At 71.3% G+C, this 19,169-nt stretch carries 14 protein-coding genes, 2 pseudogenes and 1 CRISPR repeat array; of the genes and pseudogenes, 12 read left to right on the top strand and 4 right to left on the bottom strand.

The window, feature by feature from the left end; genetic code table 11:
• Positions 1 to 166 precede the first annotated feature (166 nt).
• Positions 167 to 496, top strand: a complete 330-nt coding sequence (locus ACH34R_RS29220) for a hypothetical protein (RefSeq protein WP_397564899.1) — start codon at positions 167 to 169, stop codon at positions 494 to 496.
• Here ACH34R_RS29220 and ACH34R_RS29225 read toward each other — a convergent pair.
• Positions 412 to 706, bottom strand: a pseudogene (locus ACH34R_RS29225) (DUF1348 family protein); the annotation flags it as partial. The gene ACH34R_RS29220 and the pseudogene ACH34R_RS29225 overlap by 85 nt on opposite strands.
• 50 nt (positions 707 to 756) lie before the next feature.
• Between ACH34R_RS29225 and ACH34R_RS29230 the strand changes: the two are divergent.
• The 4 genes and pseudogenes from ACH34R_RS29230 to ACH34R_RS29245 all read left to right on the top strand — a co-directional run.
• Positions 757 to 1,016: pseudogene (locus ACH34R_RS29230) on the top strand (DUF1348 family protein); the annotation flags it as partial.
• 270 nt (positions 1,017 to 1,286) lie between these two features.
• Entirely contained in the window at positions 1,287 to 1,952 is a 666-nt protein-coding gene (locus ACH34R_RS29235; RefSeq protein ID WP_397564743.1) for a S1 family peptidase, read from the top strand.
• 140 nt (positions 1,953 to 2,092) lie between these two features.
• Positions 2,093 to 2,308 carry a hypothetical protein gene (locus ACH34R_RS29240; RefSeq protein ID WP_397564744.1) on the top strand — a complete coding sequence of 72 codons (216 nt, stop codon included), beginning with the start codon at positions 2,093 to 2,095 and terminating at the stop codon, positions 2,306 to 2,308.
• A 29-nt stretch (positions 2,309 to 2,337) separates the two neighbouring features.
• Positions 2,338 to 2,622 carry a putative quinol monooxygenase gene (locus ACH34R_RS29245; protein ID WP_397564745.1) on the top strand — a complete coding sequence of 95 codons (285 nt, stop codon included), beginning with the start codon at positions 2,338 to 2,340 and terminating at the stop codon, positions 2,620 to 2,622.
• Between the two features lie 411 nt (positions 2,623 to 3,033).
• On the opposite strand, the gene ACH34R_RS29250 is transcribed toward ACH34R_RS29245, so the two are convergent.
• Positions 3,034 to 3,891 (bottom strand): acyl-CoA thioester hydrolase/BAAT C-terminal domain-containing protein, encoded by an 858-nt coding sequence (locus ACH34R_RS29250; protein ID WP_397564746.1) that lies wholly within the window; start codon positions 3,889 to 3,891, stop codon positions 3,034 to 3,036.
• Between the two features lie 134 nt (positions 3,892 to 4,025).
• Positions 4,026 to 4,839: direct repeats of the CRISPR family, unit length 21 nt; unit sequence CCCCGCGCGTGCGGGGAGCAC.
• Positions 4,840 to 5,445: 606 nt separating this feature from the next.
• A complete protein-coding gene (locus ACH34R_RS29255; protein ID WP_397564747.1) occupies positions 5,446 to 5,763 on the bottom strand; it encodes an ArsR/SmtB family transcription factor in 318 nt (105 codons plus the stop codon).
• Positions 5,764 to 5,860: 97 nt separating this feature from the next.
• Here ACH34R_RS29255 and ACH34R_RS29260 point away from each other — a divergent pair, with 97 nt between their 5' ends.
• Positions 5,861 to 7,054, top strand: coding sequence for an MFS transporter (locus ACH34R_RS29260; protein ID WP_397564748.1), 1,194 nt, complete (start codon positions 5,861 to 5,863; stop codon positions 7,052 to 7,054).
• Here ACH34R_RS29260 and ACH34R_RS29265 read toward each other — a convergent pair whose 3' ends face one another.
• Entirely contained in the window at positions 7,055 to 7,864 is an 810-nt protein-coding gene (locus ACH34R_RS29265; protein WP_397564749.1) for a thioesterase family protein, read from the bottom strand.
• A 61-nt stretch (positions 7,865 to 7,925) separates the two neighbouring features.
• Between ACH34R_RS29265 and ACH34R_RS29270 the strand changes: the two genes are divergently transcribed.
• The 6 genes from ACH34R_RS29270 (at position 7,926) to ACH34R_RS29295 (ending at position 19,168) form a co-directional block, all read left to right on the top strand.
• Positions 7,926 to 8,663 (top strand): TetR/AcrR family transcriptional regulator, encoded by a 738-nt coding sequence (locus ACH34R_RS29270; protein ID WP_397564750.1) that lies wholly within the window; start codon positions 7,926 to 7,928, stop codon positions 8,661 to 8,663.
• 362 nt (positions 8,664 to 9,025) lie between these two features.
• Positions 9,026 to 10,042 (top strand): conjugal transfer protein, encoded by a 1,017-nt coding sequence (locus ACH34R_RS29275; RefSeq protein ID WP_397564751.1) that lies wholly within the window; start codon positions 9,026 to 9,028, stop codon positions 10,040 to 10,042.
• 109 nt (positions 10,043 to 10,151) lie between these two features.
• On the top strand, positions 10,152 to 10,421 hold the full coding sequence (locus ACH34R_RS29280; RefSeq protein WP_233507507.1) for a hypothetical protein: 270 nt from the start codon (positions 10,152 to 10,154) through the stop codon (positions 10,419 to 10,421).
• A gap of 131 nt (positions 10,422 to 10,552) precedes the next feature.
• A complete protein-coding gene (locus tag ACH34R_RS29285; RefSeq protein WP_397564752.1) occupies positions 10,553 to 14,185 on the top strand; it encodes a TcpE family conjugal transfer membrane protein in 3,633 nt (1,210 codons plus the stop codon).
• Between the two features lie 43 nt (positions 14,186 to 14,228).
• Positions 14,229 to 16,715 carry an ATP-binding protein gene (locus ACH34R_RS29290; RefSeq protein WP_397564753.1) on the top strand — a complete coding sequence of 829 codons (2,487 nt, stop codon included), beginning with the start codon at positions 14,229 to 14,231 and terminating at the stop codon, positions 16,713 to 16,715.
• A 191-nt stretch (positions 16,716 to 16,906) separates the two neighbouring features.
• Positions 16,907 to 19,168, top strand: coding sequence for a type IV secretion system protein (locus ACH34R_RS29295; RefSeq protein ID WP_397564754.1), 2,262 nt, complete (start codon positions 16,907 to 16,909; stop codon positions 19,166 to 19,168).
• Position 19,169: the final 1 nt, after the last annotated feature.

Raw genomic sequence — 19,169 nt, forward strand, 5'->3', positions numbered from 1 at the left:
GGTGCCGGCGGTGACGATGGCCCCTTCGGCGAGCAGGGCGACCGGCTCGGGGTCCGAAAGCCCGGCGGCGCGGGCCCAGGTGTGGATCTGGTCGTGGAACGCCTGCTTGTGCGCCCGGACCTCGGCCGCCACCGGTGCTGAGGTGGAACCGAGTTCGCCGTGTACGTTGATCCAGGCGCAGCCGCGGAAACCGGTTTCGGCGAACCAGCCGGCCAGCCAGTCGAAGATGGCGAGCACCCGCGCGTGGTTCGGTGACCTGCTCCACGCAGGTGGACAAACGTGCTCGCCATCGCTGGTCCCTGCGCCGGAGTACACCGACCACCAGGTCTTCTTTGGTGGCGAAGAGTCGATAGATCCGTTTCAGCGGCAGCCTGGACGCCGTGCGGATCTGATCCATCCCGACGGCCTGGACGCCTTGCGCGTAGAAAAGCGCCTTTCGCGCGCCCATTTCGCGGTCAGAAAGGCGACGATCTCCTCCCGGCCCCTCAGGAACTGATCCCGGTTCCGCCATACCGAGTCGGGCGTGTAGGCCATGGCCACCCGGCGGGGATCACGGGTGTTCCAGGCGTCTTCGGCCGCCTGGACCTCCGCCGCGTCCAGCAGCGCTTCACGATCCCGGCGGTCCTGCTCTTCGGTGATCGGGGCGGGCTTTCCGCAGCGCGGTGTCCCAGGTGAAGGGCGGGAAGGGCGGACGTTCTTCGCTCATCACGGCTCCTTGTCGAGAACGCCCGTTCTCGACGTCAAGGAGGCCCGCGTATGGACTACGCGCTGCGCAAGAGCCTCTGGGCCTATTCCGACGACCGCATCGCCGTCCGCTTCCAGTACGAGTGGCACGACGCCGACGGCCGATGGTGGCGCAGCCACGGCAACGAGATGTGGGAGTTCGACGAGCACGGCTTGACGAGCAACCGCGAGGCGAGCATCAACGACGTCGCCATCACCGAAGCCGAAGCCGACCGGCGCATCTGCGGCCTCGCCCGGAAAGCGAGCGCGGAACCGATATCCCGGTCCGGTGAACATCGGAACCGACCGGCCCCGGCGTCCATTGCGGGCTGAAAATGAGCAGTTTATGGTCTGTCCGGTGGACACCTGATCGGTGAAGAGTCATTCGCGCAGTTCTTTTGTGGTTGTGAAGTCTTACCTGGCGGATCGATCCCGCCACCACGACCCTCCGACATGAAAGAAGTGACAGCGTGCGAAGACTCGGGTTATTCCTAGCCTTCTGTATCTCGACAGTCGGCCTCGTTCTGGCCGGTCCGCCGGCCGCGCAGGCCATCGTGGGCGGCGTGAACGCCCCTGCGCCCTATTCGTTCATGGTCTCCCTCCAATCCGTGGTGGACGGTGAGTACAAGCATTTCTGCGGCGGCAGTCTCATCGCGCCCTCGTGGGTGGTGACGGCGAGTCACTGCACCGACGGCGACCAGCCCGCAGACCTCCGGCTGCGGATCGGCGGCCTGAGGTGGGACAGCGGTGGCACGGTACGCGCGGTCACCGAGATCGTCCCGCACCCCGACGGCACGGCCGCGCGCGATATCGCGCTGCTCAAGCTCGACCGGCCGGTGTCCGGCACGCCGATCCGCATCGGCGCGAGCCCGGCCGAAGGCGACCCGACGCGGCTCATCGGCTGGGGGTGTACGAACCAGGGGCCGTTCCTGTGCACCGCGGATGTGCTCCAGCAGCTCGACTCCGCGATACGGCCGGCGAGCGTCTGCGGCGACCCGGGCGGCCCGGTGAAGCCCGGCTGGGAGCTTTGCACGGGCAACCCGGACGACATCGCCGGGCCCTGCAAGGGTGACTCCGGCGGCCCGCTGCTGGTACCGAGCGGCGGTACCTGGAAGCTGGTCGGCGTGTTCAACCGGATGAGCGCCCTGTGCGAGGTGGGCGCGGGCATCTACGCCGACGCCGCCGCGCACCGTCCCTGGATCGAGAGCGTCACGGGGCCCCTTCCGTAAGGGCTCTCGCGGGAAGAGGGGTCCGGCCCTATGACCGGACCCCTCTTTCGCCTGTGCGCGGGGCATCGGAAATTGTCGGTGCGGCCGGTTAGACTCGAAGGACTTCAAGATCGTTTATGGGATGGGGAGGGGAGGGCCGGATGTCCGCCGCAGATGTCCCGCAGGAGACCGAGTTCCCACAGCGGATGGGCAAGGTCTCCCGGCGGGAGCTGGCGCTGCACGGTTACACGCGGTTCGACCAGCTCACCACGGTCACGCCGGCCACGCTGCTGAAGATCCACGGGGTCGGTCCCAAGGCGATCCGGATTCTGGAAGAGGAACTGGCGGCCAGGGGGCTGTCGTTCGCCGCCGGGTGAAGTAGCGGAACGGAGTACTGGGGGCTCACATGATCATCATTTCCGGGAAGCTGTACGTCGCGGCCGACGCCAGAGACGCCTACCTGGCCGGGTGCGCCGAGATCGTCGAACAGGCCCGTACGGCTCCGGGGTGTCTTGACTTCGCCTTGTCGGCCGATCTGGTCGAGCCCGGCCGGATCAACGTCTACGAACGCTGGGAGTCCGACGCGGACGTCGAGCGGTTTCGCGGCGCGGGCCAGGAGGAAGATCAGGCCGTCCAGATCCAGGCCGCCGAGGTGCGGAAGTACCGCATCTCCAGCGTCGAGGCCCCCTGAACGAACCGCCCGCAGTACGAGACGCGACGCTCCAGCCAGGAGAGGAGGACGAGGTCATGAAGACCAGACTGCGAAGACTGCGTACGCCTGCCCGCGAGTTCACCTGGACGACGGAGATCCGGCACATCCCCGGCCCGGCGCCCATCACCCGCCCCTCAGGGAAAAGCCTGGTGCTTCGCCATCGCAAGGTGAAGAACCAAGCCCTGGCCGCCGCCGGCTACGTCTGGGCCTTCGCCTCACTCCGAGCAGCACCAGGCCCCGAGCGCACTACGACCGCCGCAGGGCTGACGGCGACCGGCCGTCCAGCGCGCCGCGCAATACCTTCAACCGGATGCTCGGCTGCCTGTTTCACTGCCTGCGGGAACGCAGGGTCTACGGCGAATTTTGCGGCGTTCCGCCACTTTATGGGGCTCATGGCATGAGCTGAAGGATCTGGAGGATGTACGGCCACGCGGCCGCTCCCAAAGAGGCGTCCGCATCCGGTGATCCTCCGTACAGGTAGCTTGTCGACGGCGGAGCAGGTGACTCCCCGGGCAGACAGGGGCGGTGGCCCGCATCGGGGCTGCTGACAATACGAGCCGGACGTCCCGCCGCCGAGCGGCGGGCGGCCAGTTCCTCGGCGAAGGGCAGCGACGGCCACATCTGGTCATCCGCGCCCGCGACAAGCAGAAGATCACTCGACGCTCGCTCGACAGGGATCGCCGCTGCCTCTGCTGCTTGAGCGAACCTCGCACGGCTGTGTTCATAGAGCGTGCGGTAAGCCACCGGGGAACCTTCCGGCTCTGCTGGAGACCATGTGTCGTCGTAGCCGACGAACGGCACCGGCTCTTCCCGCCAGGTCCATGAAGATCGGTACGGATGGATATGCCCATCGACGCCCCGCCCGATGTTCGCCCAGGCCAACGAGGTGGGTGCGAGCGCGATCACCGCATCGACACGGGGATCGAGTCCGGCGGTGAGCAGCGCGGCCTCGGCGCCTTTGGAGACTCCTAGGACGCCGACGCGTCGCACGCCGACATCCAGGAGCAGGTCGATGGCGGTGGTGAAAGTCTCCAGCGGGATTTCACAGATTCCCGGTGACTGCCCAGGGCCGCCGAACCAGCGGATCGATAACGCGACGGCACCCTGCCGGGCCAGCACGCGCGACCGCTCGGTGTCGATGCGCCCGCTGGAGCCGGCCAGGACAAGGACACCGACGTCGCCACCTTCTCGGGGCGCTGACATGACCCCTTCGTAGGGGACGGTAAGGCTGCGCTCGATGATCTCCATGCATACTTCCTAGCCAATGGCAGAGCGTTAGCGTGAGCCAACGTGGCCATCGCTGAAGATCGGACAGGTGTTGGCTTGACACCTTAGGTAGATCGGATGTCTTAGCACTCTGAGCCTTTCCCTGATCGGACCGCCCCCGCGCGTGCGGGGAGCACGGCGCGAATTCGAGCTTGTCCAGGGCGACGAAAGGACCACCCCCGCGCGTACGGGGAGCACTTCAGAGTCACCGGACCGGAGAGCGAGCCGCCGGGACCATCCCCGCGCGTGCGGGGAGCACTGGACCACCAGTCTGGACATCGTCCTCATGCACGGACCATCCCCGCGCGTGCGGGGAGCACTCGTCCCACATGTGGGGGTGCGTCACGAACACGGGACCATCCCCGCGCGTGCGGGGAGCACGACTTCGCGTCGGCGTTGACCTCCGCCAGCCGCGGACCATCCCCGCGCGTGCGGGGAGCACTCGCGAGCGTCAGTGGCGTACCTGGCCTGCGCGGGACCATCCCCGCGCATGCGGGGAGCACAGCCAGACGCGTCCGGAGGATGTTCACGATCCGGGACCATCCCCGCGCGTGCGGGGAGCACCTGTCCCCGCTGCTGGCCAACATCGCCCTATCCGGACCATCCCCGCGCGTGCGGGGAGCACGCCATCTCGGTCTGCATGTGCCGCAGCAGCGGGGGACCATCCCCGCGCGTGCGGGGAGCACCCGTCTGGGGGTGGACGGTCCCCTCATGGTCGAGGACCATCCCCGCGCGTGCGGGGAGCACGGCCAGGCACGGCGTCGGTCACGAGGGGGCTCCGGACCATCCCCGCGCGTGCGGGGAGCACCTCGAACCGCACGAAATCGGGGCCGCGATGGCGGGACCATCCCCGCGCGTGCGGGGAGCACTTCCCCATCGCCCCGCGCGGCAAGCGCCCCCTGGGACCATCCCCGCGCGTGCGGGGAGCACACTTGCTGACCTGCGGGTTTTTCTGGCGCTGGCCGTGATTTCCTTTAGTTCGAAAACGATCATCTCACCGGCTGGCCTCAGAGCATTGCGGTTCGACGAGGACGACCCTTTCTACGACTGTGGGGGGTGCGGCTGGAAACACAGAAACGGTATCTCGCAAGGGCGTACGAGCCGAGTGACTTGCCTGGAGTTGGTGAAGGCTTACGGTCCGAAGGCCGCGTAGGACGGGGTTCCTTGGGGGCTTGGTCGTGGGTTGAGGCGGGAATTGGTGTGCTGGTGGCGATAGCGCCGGGCGGAGCCCGGCCTTGGGAAAGCAGGCCGAGCGAAGCGAGGGCGAATGCGCGCGGTAGCGCGTGCTGGAGGGACGCCCGGTAGCGCGGTGCTGGGGGCGTTGAGGCGGGAATCGGTGTGCTTGGGGCGGTAGTGCCGGGCGGAGCCCGGCCTTTGGAATGCAGGCCGAGCGAAGCGAGGGCGATTGTGCGCGGTAGCGCGTGCTGGGGCGACGCCCGGTAGTGCGCGTGTTGGGGCGGCGCGCGGTGGCGCGCCCTCAGGGGGACACAGGGCGAGTGGAGTGAGGTCCATTTTGGGCGGGTGGCCGCGGCTGCGTCAGGTGGTGCGTGGGGGGGTGGCGGTGAGGACTGATGTCAGGAGTCCCGGGAATCGCCGTTCTAGTTCGTCGCGGCGGAGTCGGCTGGGGCGGGCGTTGCCGTCCAGGCGGGTGGAGACCAGGCCGCTGTGTCTGAGGATGTTGACGTGGTGTGACACGGTCGAGACCTTGACCGGCAGGTCGAGGGCGGTGCAGGTGGACTCGCCGAGCACGTCGAGCAGGCGCACGATCTGTAGCCGCGTCGGGTCGGCGAGGGCCGACAGGACCGTGCCGACGTCGATCTCGTCGAGGTCCGGCTGTGCCAGCCAGGTCTCCATGCTCGCTCCTTCGATGACCGTCCCCCTCTACGATACCCATCGGACTTCTATTACGATGAACGTCGTAACTACCGATGGCTATCGGAAGGCTTCCTTCATGACCCCTTCAGTCATCCCAACGGCCCCGCCCACCGTCCGATGGCGTCCGCACGCAGCCGTGCTCGCGTTCGGGGCGTTCGCGGTCGGTACGGACGGGTTCGTGATCGCCGGGCTGCTGCCGTCCGTGGCCGCGTCGCTGCACGTCAGCGTGGCGGCGGCGGGGCAGCTCGTGACGGTGTTCTCGATCGCGTACGCGGTGCTCGCCCCGGTGCTGGCGGTGCTCACCGCCTCGTGGTCGCGGCGGGCCGTACTGGTCGCCGCGCTCGCCGTGTTCGCCGTCGGGAACGCGATCACCGCGCTCGCCCCCGACTACGGGCTCGTGCTCGCCTCGCGGGCCATCGCCGCCGCGGGCGCGGCGCTGTTCACCGCGACCGCCAGCGCCACGGCGGCGCTGCTGGCCGGGGAGCGCGAACGCGGCCGGGCCATCGCGATCGTGATGTTCGGCATGACGTCGTCGCTGGTCCTGGGCGCGCCGCTGGGCACGGTGGTCGGCGACCGGCTGGACTGGCGGGCCACCATGTGGCTGGTCACCGCGCTCGGGATGCTGGCCGTCCCGCCCATCGCGCTGCGCCTGCCGGCCGTCGCGGCCGGGGCCACCGCGGGCCTGCGCGCCTTCCTGGCCCCGCTCGGCGACCGGAGGGTCCTGGGAGTGCTGCTCACCACGGTGGTGGCGTTCACCGGGATCTACATCCCGTACACGTACATCAGCGAGATCTTCGCCCCGGCCACCGGGGGCGGGGCGCTGCTGGCCGTACTGCTGCTCGCCTTCGGCGTCGCCGGTACGGCGGGCAACCTCGCCGCCGGGAAGCTGGCCGACCGGCGCGGCCCGCGCGAGGTGATCATCGCCGTGACGCTGATCCTGGCCGTGGTCTTCGTCCTGATGCCGCTGGGCCGGGGGGCGATCGGGGCCGCCGTGGCGACCACGCTGGTGGCCGGCTTCCTGTCCTTCTCGGTCACCACGCCGCAGCAGCACCTGCTGATCACGCTGGCCCGGCACGGCGCGGGAATGGTGACCTCGCTGTACCAGTCCGCCGTGTACCTCGCGGTCTCGCTGTCGGGGGCGGTCGGGGCGCTCGGCCTCGCCGGGTGGGGCGCCGCCGCCCTGCCGTACCTCGCGGCGGGCCTGATGGCGCTCACGGCCGGGCTCACGTACCTGTCAGGCCGCCCCCGTACGTCAGACGGCGGCCACTGATCAGCCGGGGACGCGGATGGCGGCGAGCTGCGTGGCCTGGGCGACCGGGCGGTCCTTGGCGTCCCATGCCTGGGCCGTCTCGTGCATACGGTCGCCGCCGAGGTCCGTCGCGCTCAGCCGTACGCGGATCGGGCCGGACGTGGGCAGGCGGTGAATGTAGGCGGTGAGCTGGACCGTCGGGGCCCACCCGGGGACGCCCAGGTCGTAGGAGGCCGGCGGAACGGGGTCGAGGGCGACCAGCAGGCTCAGCGGGTCCCAGTCGGAGCCGTCCTTGAGTCGCTGCCAGGAGTGCGTGACGCCCTCGCGGCGCGGCGCGCCGAACATGAAGGCGAGGTCGCCGGGGGCGATGCGCACTTCGACCACGTCCATCAGCGGGATCGTGAACCCGGTCACGGGCGGATCGTTGGGCACCAGGACGCACTCGTCCTCGGGCGGGATGCTCGGCGGCTGGACGGCCGACCACTCGGGGCCGGAGTCGTCCAGCAGCCCGAGGGTGAGCACGGCGTCGACCATGGGCCTGCCGTCCTGGGACAGCCGGGCCCGCGCCTGGGTGAGCGTACGGCCCGAGCGCAGCAGCTCGACGGTGACCTCGGCCGGGCCGGGGACCGGCGGCTCGATGAAGGTCGCGCCGACCGAGGTGACGTGCGGGTGGCGGTCGTTCGCCGCCGCGTCCAGCGCCGCCCGGCCCATGATGGCCATCATGTAGCCGCCCTGCGGCCGGACGCCCACCGCCCACAGCGGGTCCAGCTCGGCCGTGTACCGGCCCGCGCCGCGCGCGGACACCGCGGTCGCCTCACCAAATGTTGACATGTGACCCCTTCCTCCGTGATTCAGATTGACATCGTTAACCTAACGTCGTCAACCTGTACACATGGCGACCACGAGGCGAGTGCGGGCCCGCCGCGGTGAGGGCGTGCTGCTGCGCGAGGAGATCCTGCGCGCGGCCGGCGAACTGCTCGCCGAGACCGGCACCGAGGACGCGCTGACGGTCCGCGCCGTCGCCGTGCGGGCCGGTGTCACCACGCCTTCGGTCTACCTGCACTTCGCCGGCAAGGAGGAGCTGGTCGAGGCCGTCTGCCTGCGCGCCTGGGACGAGCTGGGCCGGATCTTCGCCGAGAGCCGGGGCGGTGACCCGTTCCTGGCCCTGGGACGCTGCGGCCGGGCGTACGCGCGGTTCGCCCTGGACCACCCGGCGCAGTACCGGGTGCTGATGATGCGGCCTTCGGCGGGCCCAGGCGTGCCCGCCGCCGCCGCGGCGGCCTTCCGCCACATGGTCGCCGCCGTCGCGGCCTGTGTGCGGGTGGGAGTACTGCAGGGCGACCCGGAGACCCTTGCCCTCGGTCTGTGGTCGGCCGTGCACGGGTGCGTCTCACTGCTGATCGCCCAGCCGTCCTTCCCGTGGCCGGACGACCAGGAGGCGTTGATCGCCCACATCGTGCACATGGCGGGCTTCGGCGCGGCGCTGCAGTCCCGCCTGCCGCGCGCGCTGCCGCCGAGCGCCCGGCTGGCCGCCGAACTGGACGACTTCGGCGTACGGCTCACCGCGGCCGGTGAGCAAAGCGGTCAGACCGGTCGGCGCGGCCAGTGCGGTCAGACCGATTCGGTGTGAGTCGGGTGTGACACACCTGACTCGGCCTGGTGCTGCACCAGTGACAAGATGTCGCTGAATGGCCACATATGCGCAGGTCGCGACAGTCCAGGAGCGGTGGGGACAGCAACACGTAGCCGTTAGGTAATTGAGGGGCCTCTGGCCTGGTATAACCCGCTTTGTCCGATGGGCAGAGCCCCGCATGCGGGGTCATCAGGGACGAACACCCGGTTTGCTCGGTTACGGTGATGGCTGCAGCATGGGCGTGGCTTTCCTGGAACAATTGGCAGGGCCGCTAGGGTGATTGCTTCACCACCGATAACGGGATCGAGAGTAAGACGACACCGCGCCATGCCGTGGGGATCGGCGCGAGCGGAGGCGTGATGGCTCGAAGGTCGATCGTCCGGCGGGACCCTCGGGTCCCAGGCGATCCTGAGCTGTCGGCGTACCCGGACCCCGGCGAGGCCGAGACCCCCGCCGCCCGCGGGCGCGGCGGCCCCCGGCGCGGCCGATGGGTCGGCGGCGGCGGGCGGTGGCTGGTGTGGGCCGGCCGGGCCGTGCTGTGGGCGCTCATCATCGTCATCGTGTTCAACGGGGTGCGCGCGCCATTCGAGCGTTTCACCCAGGGTGATTCGTCGTCCGGCCAGGCCGCGCCGTCGGCCGGGACCGGTTTCCCCGCCGACCGCGCCGCGTCGTTCGCCAATCAATTCGCCGCCGCATATCTCAATATGAACGGCGCCCAGCCCCAGGAAAGGGCCGGGAGACTGGCGCCGTTCCTGCCGGAAGGCACCTCTGACGGGCAGTTCGGATGGGACGGCGCGGGCCAGATGTCGGCCGGGGCCATTCAGCCGTACGGGGTCGATGTGACCGACGCCCAGCACGCGAAGGTCAACCTGATCTTCCAGTCCGGCAACCGGCGGATGCTCCTTTCCGTGCCGGTCTTCTACTCCGACGGCAGGTTCGTGGTCTCCGAGCGCCCCGCCGTACTGCCCGCGCCCGCCAAGGCCGCCCTGCCGCAGGAGGCCGAGCCCGACCGTGACGAGACGACCGCGGGCGAGCTGCGACAGCAGCTCGGGGCGTTCTTCGAGGCGTACGCCAAGGGCGACACCGTCGCGCTGCAGCGCTATGTGAGCGGTACGAAACTGGAGAGCTTCGGAGGGGCCTTCACCTTCGTCAAACTCCAGGACCTGGTGGTTCCGCCCGGCGGCACCATCAGGGACATCACCGCCGTCGTCGTCTGGGGCCTGGTCCCCGCCGCGCCGCCGGCCGCCGAGCCGACGTCGACCGGGGGCACCCAGGGGAGCGGGACGCTCACCCAGTCCTACCGGCTCACCGTCGAAAAGCAGGGCGAGAGATGGTACGTGAAGGACATCCGCGGCGCAGACCGCTCCGTGGGGTGAGAATGATGGCCGCCGTCCGACGCCACTCGTCCGTGGCCGATCCATTCCCCCAGGAGGACAGGAATTGAGTCTGCAAAGCGTTGTGCTGCACGTCATCGACGTCGCGGCGCTGCCACTCGAAGCGGCGGCGTCGCCCACGCCGGCCGCTCCGGAGGGCGTGGACACCCAGGGCCTGGCCGACTTCCTGCGCGGGTTCTTCGGGCCGCTGTTCCTGGTGATCGTCTCCGTCGTCGCGCTTTTCTTCCTCTTCACCAGGGAAATCACCAGGTTCGTTCAGTTCATCATTCTCGCGGTGGCGATCGGGGTGATCTTCTACGTGCCCAACATCATCGAGGTGACCGCCCGCGCCATCGCGGGCGCGCTGGGCATCGGCAATTGAAGGATTGAGAACGGGTCGCCGCGGTCATTGATGATGAAGCGGATGAAGCGGTCCCCGGCACACGAGAGTGAGGCGAGCAGAGTACTGCCCGCGCGAGCGCGACGGATCTAAGGTGCGGAGAGGAGGAGCGCGTGGACCTGCCCACATATACCAATATCTGGCGTATCGAGAAACGGCTCTACAAGCTGTACGACCTACGGCTGCCGATGCCGCTTCCGATCGTGTGGATCGGTGTCTTCATGGGCGTCCTCGTGCCCTGGTCGCTGTTCCTCTGGCTGGTCGGCCTGGACTTCGTGACTCCGTGGCACGTCGTCTACCTCGTTCCGCCGGGCATCGTCACCTGGTTGTCCACCCGTCCGGTCATCGAGAGCAAGCGGCTCAACGAGCTGCTTCAGTCCCAGCTCCGCTACCTCGGCGAGCCGCGTACGTGGTGCCGGATGGCGCCGAGCGCCGAACCCGCCGAGATCGTCTTCCACGCGCGGGTCTGGCGGGCCGCCGCGCTGCCCGAGCCGGTCAAGGTCAAGGCCACCCGCAAGGCCCGGCACGCGGCCAAGGCCCGCGGGCGGGCGCAGCGGGCCACACCGGCCGGTCAGGTACGCCCGGCCGTGGCCGCCGCGGCTGCCGCCGCCACCACCGCGCCGGTCGCGCCCGAGGCCGCGCCGGCGGTGTCCGGCACGCGTGAGACGCCGGCCCTGGGCGCGGGCCGTACGCCCCGCAGAGGGGTGGCTCCGGCGCTGTCGCCGTCCCCGGGCACGCCGGTCGCGCCGCCGGACCGGGCGTCCGTGGCGCTGCCGTCCGTCGCCTTCCGCGCTCCGGCCCAGGAGCCTCAGGCCCAAGGCCCCCAGGAACGCGCTGAGCGGCCCGCTGCGCCCCCTTTGCGGTCCGAGCGGGGAGAGGAACACCTTCGGGTGGTGCCCGATCGCGGTGAGGGGGCAGAGGAGGGGGCGCGCGAGTCCGGCGGTCCTGCGGATGGCTCTGTGGGTTCTGCGGGCTCTGTGGGTTCTGCGGGTTCTGCGGTGAGTTCGCCTGATTCGTCGGCTGTTGCCGCCTCGGTTTCGCCTTCGGTCGAGCGCCGCGAGCCGGCGGCCCCCGTCGCGCCGATCGGGGCCGACGCGCTGCGCCGCCTGCGCAGGCTCGCCGCGTCCGTGGACGGTCCTGGCGGGGGTGACCGTTCGTCGTCGTCCTCGTACGGCGGGGCGGGCAAGGCGGCCTACGGCGGGATCGGCGGGGGCGGGCAGGAGGCCGCGCCGGAGACCGGCGAGTCGGCCCGCGACAGCCACCGCCGTGGCCAGCCCCCGCTCCCGGCCTCCCGGCCCCCGGACGCCCGCCTCGTCTGGCCCCCCGACCCGGGGGAGGCCGCAGAAGAGGCCCAGCGGCAAGACCCCGAGCCGGAGGCACCGGCCGCTCGCGCCAAGGCCGAGCGGGAGGAGGCCGCCGTTGGTGAGCATCCTGAGCAGGGCGTCGAGGCTGCGGAACAGGCCGAGCCGGAGCGACCGGCTGCGGCGGCACCGAAGCGGGCACGCCGCCAGGCGGCGGCACGGGCCAAGGAGGCCCCTGCTCGCGAGCAGGCTGAGCCGGAGCAGCCCGAGGCCGGCGCGGTGGAGCAGGTCGAACACGAGCGGCTGGAGGCCGGTAGCGCGGAGCCTGAGCCTGAGCTTGAGGTTGTGGCGCCGGAGTCGGTTCGGCGGGATGAGCGGGAGAAGTCCGCTGCCCTGGAGCAGGCGGAACGCAAGGCCGCTGCCCGAGAGCAGGTCGAGCGGGAGCTGCAGGAACAGGAACTCGCGGCGCTGGAGTCGGCTCGGCAGAAGCGCGAAGCGCGTGAGGCCGCCGCTCGCGTACTGGCCGAGCGGGAACAGCGTGAGGCCGCTGTCCGGGAGCGGGAAGATCGTGAGCGGGCTGAGCGGGCGGAACGTGAGATCGCTGAGCGGGAGGCCGCTGTTCGCATACAGGCTGAGCGGGAGCTGGCTGAACGGGAAGTGCGGGAGGCCGTTGCCCGCGTGGAGGCTGAGCAGGCGGAGCGGGACGCCGCTGAGCGGGAGCGTGAGGCTGCCGCTCGCGTACAGGCTGAGCGGGAAGAGCGTGAGGCTGCTGTCCGGGAGCGGGAAGATCGTGAGCGGGCTGAGCGGGCGGAACGTGAGGCCGCTGAGCGGGAGGCCGCTGAGCGTGAGGCTGCTGCTCGGGCACAGGCTGAGCAGGCGGAACGGGACGCCGCTGAGCGGGAAGTGCGTGAGGCTGCTGTCCGGGAGCGGGAAGATCGTGAGCGGGCTGAGCAGGCGGAGCGGGAGGCCGTTGCTCGCGTACAGGCTGAGCGTGAGGCCGCAGAGCGGGAAGAGCGTGAGGTTGCCGCTCGGGCACAGGCTGAGCGGGAAGAGCGTGAAGCGGCTGAGCGGGAGGTTGTGACGGCGGAGGCGGTGCAGCGGCAGGAGGTTGCGGCGCTGGAGCGGGCGCGGCGGCAGCGGGTTGAGCGGGAGGCCGCGGCGGCGCGGGAGCGGGCCCGGCGGGAGGCCGCCGAGCGGGAGGCCGCGGCGCGGGAGGAGGCCGAGCGGCAGGCCGCCGCGCGCCGGCGGGCCGCAGGGCGTGGGCTGGAGGGCGGTCCCGCCGGGCGGGAGGCGGCCTCGGAGAACGGCGTGCCTGCGCTCCCCGGCCCCAAGCGCCAGGGTCCGCCGCGCGAAAGCCGTCAAGGCCCGTTCAGGGAGAGCGCCCAGCAGGAAGGGCAGCCGCGGGTCTCGATCAGGGCCGTGCAGGAGCCGCCCGCGCCGGTGCCCGTCGCGCCCCCGACCGAGGGCGGCGGCGGAAAGGTCCGCCGGGTCGAATCGGTCGTCGGCCGGGACGGCTCGGGCGGCGGCTGGCGGCGGCTCGCGCAGGTCGTCATCGGTTCCGGCGGCAGCCGTACGGACGGCTCGGAGATCGACGAGGCCCGGGCCAGGGCCGTGTTCAACGGCAGCCGCCGGGTCGTCGTGCTGGGCTGTACGGGCGGCGCCGGACAGACCACGACGGCGCTGATGCTGGGCCACGCCTTCGCCATGCACCGCGACGACGGCGTACTCGCCCTCGACGCCAACACCGGCGACAACACCCTGACCGGCAAGATCCAGGCCGACTCCCCCGAGACGCTCAGCTCACTGCTGGCCGGTCTCGACGACGTCGGCGGCTACCTCGGGATGCGCGCCTACACCACCCGCACGCCGTCCGGCCTGGAGGTGGTGGGCGCGGACACCGACGCGGGGGCCGAGCAGCGGATGGCGGACCGCACGCTGTTCTCCGACCAGCGGATCGGCCAGGCGATGGACATGTTCGACCACTACTACCGGCTGGTGGTGGTCGATCCGGCCGCGGCGCTGGCGGCGCGGTTCCTGCCGTACGCGGACCAGCTCGTCCTGGTGGTCCCGGCCAGCGAGGACGGCCCCGACGCGGTCGCGATGACCTACGAGTGGCTGGACGGCCACGGCTGCGCCGAGCTGCGCCGCCGGGCGATCATGGTGGTGAACGGCGTGAGCCGGCGCAGCATGGCCGCCGTGGAGCAGGCCGAGGCGGTGGCCCGCGGGCGCTGCCGGGCCATCGTCCGGGTGCCCTGGGAGGACGACCTGGCCCCGGGCGGCAGCGGTCCCGTGGAGCCGGAGCGGATGCGCGCGGCCGGCCGGCGGGCCTACCTGGCGCTGGCGGGCGTCGTGGTCGCGGGCTTCGCGGTACCACCGCACACCGGCAACCCAGGCACAGGCACAGGCAACCAGGGCAAGCGGAGCGAGGAGGAAGTGGCGCAGTGACCGTGGGACGGATCGCGGTACGACACGCGATGGCGGGCGGGCGATGAGCGGCCGATCGGCCAGGGCCCGCAGCCGCCTGGCCGTACGGTACTTCGACGATCGGGTGCTGCTGACCGACTCGGCGGCCTGGGCCTACTTCCGGCTGCCCACCGTGAACTACGAGTTCGTCACCCCCGAAGAGCGCGAGGCGCTGGCCACCAACATCACGATCGCGCTGGCCGCCATCCGGATGTCCGACGCCGAGGTCCACCTGCGGGTGGCGCACCGGGCCTACCCGGCAGCCGAATGGGCGATGGCGCTCAACGCCACCTCCGACGAGGGCCCGGGCTGGCGGGAGTACCTGGAGGAGATGTACGGCCACGTCTGGGCGAAGGACTTCTGGTCCAAGGAGGTCTACATCGGCGTACGGCTGGGCCCGCGCGGCGCGCAGCTCGGCACCGGCGTGCTCGCCCAGCTCTTCGGCTACTACCAGCGCGGTGAGAAGGCCCTCGGCCTGGACGACGACCACGTACCCGACGGCGAGATCACCAAGTGGACCGAACAGGCCGAACGCCTAGGCAGGGCCCTGGCCGCAAGCGCCCTGTACGCCAGGCACGCCACCTCCACCGAGATCGCCTGGCTGTTCCAGCACGCCGCGACCGGCGCGCTCGGCGACCCGCCGCCGTCGGCGAGCCCGAAGCGGCGCTGGGGCCGCGGCGAGATCGAGGCGCTGGTCGAGGGCCAGATCCACAACGGCAGGTCGCTGCTGCGCATCGAGCAGACCGCCGGCGACTCCTACGTCGCCCACCTGTCCTTCGCCAGGTTCCCCGACCTGATGCCGTTCCCGGACGGCGAGCCGTGGAGCCACTTCGCCGACCAGCTCCCGTTCCCGGTGGAGCTGTCCAGCCGGATGCGGCTCATCCCGCCGGTCAAGGCCAGCAAGGACGTCGCCCGCAAGCTCGCGCACGCCCGCGACATGGACATCCACATCCGCGAGGCGGGCGCGGAGGCCCCGATCGCGCTGGCCGAGCAGATCGACGCGGCGCGGATGCTGGAGCACGGCATCACCAAGGAGCGCCTGCCGTTCGTGTACGGCTGGCACCGGCTGATCGTCGCCGCGCCGACCGAGGAGGTCTGCCTGCAACGGGTGGACGCGGTCATCGAGCACTACCGCGACATGGGCATCGACATCGTCAACTCCACCGGCGACCAGTTCTCGCTGTTCTGCGAGGCGCTGCCGGGCGAGCGGGTACGCGTCAACGCCTACGCCCAGCGCCAGCCGCTGCGCACGATCGCGGGCGGCATGGCGGTGGCGACGGTCGATGTCGGCGACCGCGTCGACGAGACCAGCGCGGGCTGGGCCGGGCCGTACATCGGCGAGTCGGTGGGCAGGGCGCGCAGCATCGTCCATTTCGACCCGCTGGTGGCGGCGGCGCGGAACCGCCCGACGGCGATCGCGATCACCGGCGAGCCGGGCGGCGGCAAGACCACTCTGGCGCTGCTGCTGATCTACCAGATGGCGCTGCGCGGGGTGACGGTCGCGGTGATCGACCCCAAGGGCGACGCCGAGTCGCTGGTCGAGCTGCTGCGCAAGCGGGGCCGCAAGGCGCGGATCATCCCGCTGGGGTCGGCCGCGCCGGGGCTGCTCGACCCGTTCTCGTTCGGCGACGACATCGCGGCCAAGAAGACCATGGCGACCGAGACGCTGCGGCTGCTGCTGCCCCGGATGTCGGAGGAGCGCGAGTCGGCCATGATCCAGGCGGTGGCCGCCGTGTCGAACGGCGAGGACCCCTCGCTCGGCAAGGTCGTCGACTACTTGGAGCAGGCCGACGACCCGGCCTCCAAGAACCTCGGCGCGGTGCTTCGGTCGATGTCGGAGATGCACCTGGCCCGGCTGTGCTTCGACCCCTCGGGCGGCGACCAGATCGACCCCGAGGGCTGGACCACGGTCTTCACCCTCGGTGGGCTCACCCTGCCCGACGTCGCCACCGCCCGCGACGACTACTCCTACGAGCAACGGCTGTCGGTGGCGCTGCTCTACCTGGTCTCGCAGTTCGCCCGCCGCCTGATGAACGGGCTGGACCGCCGCGCGCCCAAGGCGATCTTCCTGGACGAGGCGTGGGCGATCACCTCCACGCCGGAGGGCGCCAAGCTGGTGCCCGAGGTCAGCAGGATGGGCCGGTCGCGCAACACCGCGCTGGTGCTCGTCTCCCAGAACGCCGGCGACCTGCTGAACGAGCAGGTCACCAACTGTCTTTCCTCCGTGTTCGCCTTCCGCTCCACCGAGCGGGTCGAGGTCGACCACGTCATGTCGCTGCTCGGGGTCGAGGCCCTTGAGGAGCACAAGGCGGTGCTGCGCTCGCTGGGCAACGGCGAATGCGTCTTCCGGGATCTGGACGGCCGTGCGGGCCGTATCGGGGTGGACCTTATCTCGGAAGAGCTGCTGCGCTGGCTTGACACGAATCCGACACACGATAAGCCCGGCCAGAACGGGCATGATCCAGAGGAAATCGGCAGGCCGGAGACGGCGGCGCGGGAGGTTCGGTCATGAGTGTCCCCTCGCAGGGGCCGGTGATGGGTGTCCTCGCAAGTGTCCTGACCAGAGGCAGGCGACTACTCGGGCGCGCATCGCGGCTCCGCCGCAAGGCCCCTGACCCGCCTGGCGGGCCCGGCCGGAAGGCGCGGCGCGGGCGAAGGATCCGGAAGGCGGTCGGCATCGCGCTGATCGCTTTCGTCGGATTAGTGGCGGTCCCGTTCGCCGTGCCCACGTCCGCGTCGGCGGCGGTGCCGATCTGCGACCTGTCGCCCGACCTCGCCCCCGAGATCGTCGGCGGCGGCGTGGACGGGCTGCTCCAGCCCCCGCCACCGGGCGGTGTCCCGCCCGTCACGCAGGGCCCCGCGCCCACCCCGCAGCCCGCCCCGCCGGCGCCCGACCCGGCCACGCAGACCAACTACGGCGCCTACGGCATGGCCGGCCTGTACTGGCACACCCACGGCCTGGGCTGCGACGACGTGGTGGCGGTGCTCGGCAACGCCTGGGCCAACATGATCTTCACGCTGGCCAAGGCGGTGGACCGGCTCACCATCACCACCTACCAGGCCGCCGCGACCGAGGGCCCGCTCCAGTCGATCAAGGACGTGGTCGACGACGTCGTCACGAACCTCGCCAACGCGATGTACTGGCCCTACCTGCGCCCGCTGGTCATCCTCGGCGCGATCTGGCTGGCCTGGTACGGCCTGATCAGGAAACGCGCCACCACGACCGCCGAGGGCGTCATCTGGATGGTGCTCGCGGTGACCGTCGCGGTGTGGTTCTTCAGCCGCCCCGGCGACTTCACCGGCGTGGGCAAGGTCGTCACCGACAAGACGGCCGAGGTGGTCAACTCGGCGTTCAGCGGGCTGCCCGGCGCGGGCGGGGCATCCTGCCTGCCGCCCAAGGGCACGCCGGCCGCGCAGGCCACGCCGCAGTCCGGCGGTTACGGCCAGGGCGGTACGGCGGGCGTCGAGCAGAACGCCGACGCCCTGTGGTCCACGCTCGCCTGCAAGCCGTGGCTGATGGGCATGTTCGGCACCGCCGATCCCAACGCGCCCGTCGTACGCGACTTCGGCGCGCTCATGCTCGACATCCAGGCCATCGACCGGCAGGAGCAGCAGGTCGAAAAACAGCCCGCGGCCTCGGCGCACCAGAAGCGCTACGAGGAAGAGGTGATCAAGCAGCTCAACGGCACCTCGATCTATCCGCTGCTCAGCGGCCATGACTGGATGAGCAGGCTGGGCATCTCACTGGGCGCGCTGATCGCGGCCATGGTCGCCGGGTTGCTGATCTTCCTGGTGGCGGTGTCGCTGCTGGTGCTCAAGGTCGGGTTCCTGCTGTTGCTGATCCTGGCGCCGATCTTCCTGCTGATCGGCGTGCACCCCGGCTCGGGGCGGATCATCGCGCTGCGCTGGCTGGAGATGGTGATCGGCACGCTGCTGCGGCAGGCGGTGATGGCGCTGGTCCTCGGCGTGCTCGTGTACGGGTACGCGCTGATCATCTCGACCGCGATGCCGTGGGGCATGCAGATCCTGTTCATCGCGCTGCTGACCATCGCGGTGTTCTTCTACCGAAGGCCGTTCCAGCACCTGTTCGCCTCGATGGACGGGCACACGCTCACCACCCGGATGCTGGGCGAGGCGGCGGCAGCGCCGTCGCTGTCGCGGGCGGCCAACGTGCTGCCCCCGGTGGCCGGCTACCGGGTCGGGCGCTGGGGGATGCGCAAGGCCGAGCCGCTCATCCAGGCCGCGGCGATGGCGAGCGGCGGCGCGGCCACGGCCGCGGCGGCGGCCGTCGCCCAGGGCAAGGTACGCGGCGAGGAGGGCGCGGCGCAGGGCGGCGCCTCCGGTGCCCGCGTGCCGGTCGCCGGCCAGCCCGCCCCCCTGGACACCGAGGGTTCGGCGGGCGCCCGGCGCAAGGCGGGCACGTCCCGTACGACGCTGCCGCGCACCGGCTCGGCCCCGCCGCTCGACCTGTCCGGCAAGCGACCCGGCGGCGCGCCGGTGCGCGGCGGGCGGACCGGCGGCACGCCCAGCGTGTCGGGGTCCGGCACCTCGGGCGGTTCGGGCGGATCCGGGGGCCGTGGCGGGTGGTTCAGCGGCAGGTCCGGCGGCGGATGGGCGCGCGGCGGTTCGCCGGGCTCCGGGTCCGCCGGCCGTACGTCGGGCGGCCGGTCCGGCGGCGGCCTCTTCGGCGGTGGCGGCGGTGGCGGCGGCAGGTCGTCGAACGGCGGCGGTTCGAGCAGTGGTTCGGGCGGCGGCGGCCTGTTCGGCGGGAACGGCGGCGCGTCCCGGCGTTCGGGAGGCTCGGCGGGCGGTTCGGGCAGAGGCCCGGCGGCGCGCGGCGGCGGAGGCGACGGCGGGCGGCGGGCCGAGGCACCGCCGCTGTGGCTGTCCGGCGGCGGCGGCCGTTCGGGCGATGAGCCGGACGTGCCGTTCTGGCTGCGTCCGTCCAGGCACGACAAGGACTGAC

Source organism: Spongiactinospora sp. 9N601, from assembly GCF_044326295.1.
Taxonomy (GTDB): Bacteria; Actinomycetota; Actinomycetes; order Streptosporangiales; family Streptosporangiaceae; genus Spongiactinospora; species Spongiactinospora gelatinilytica.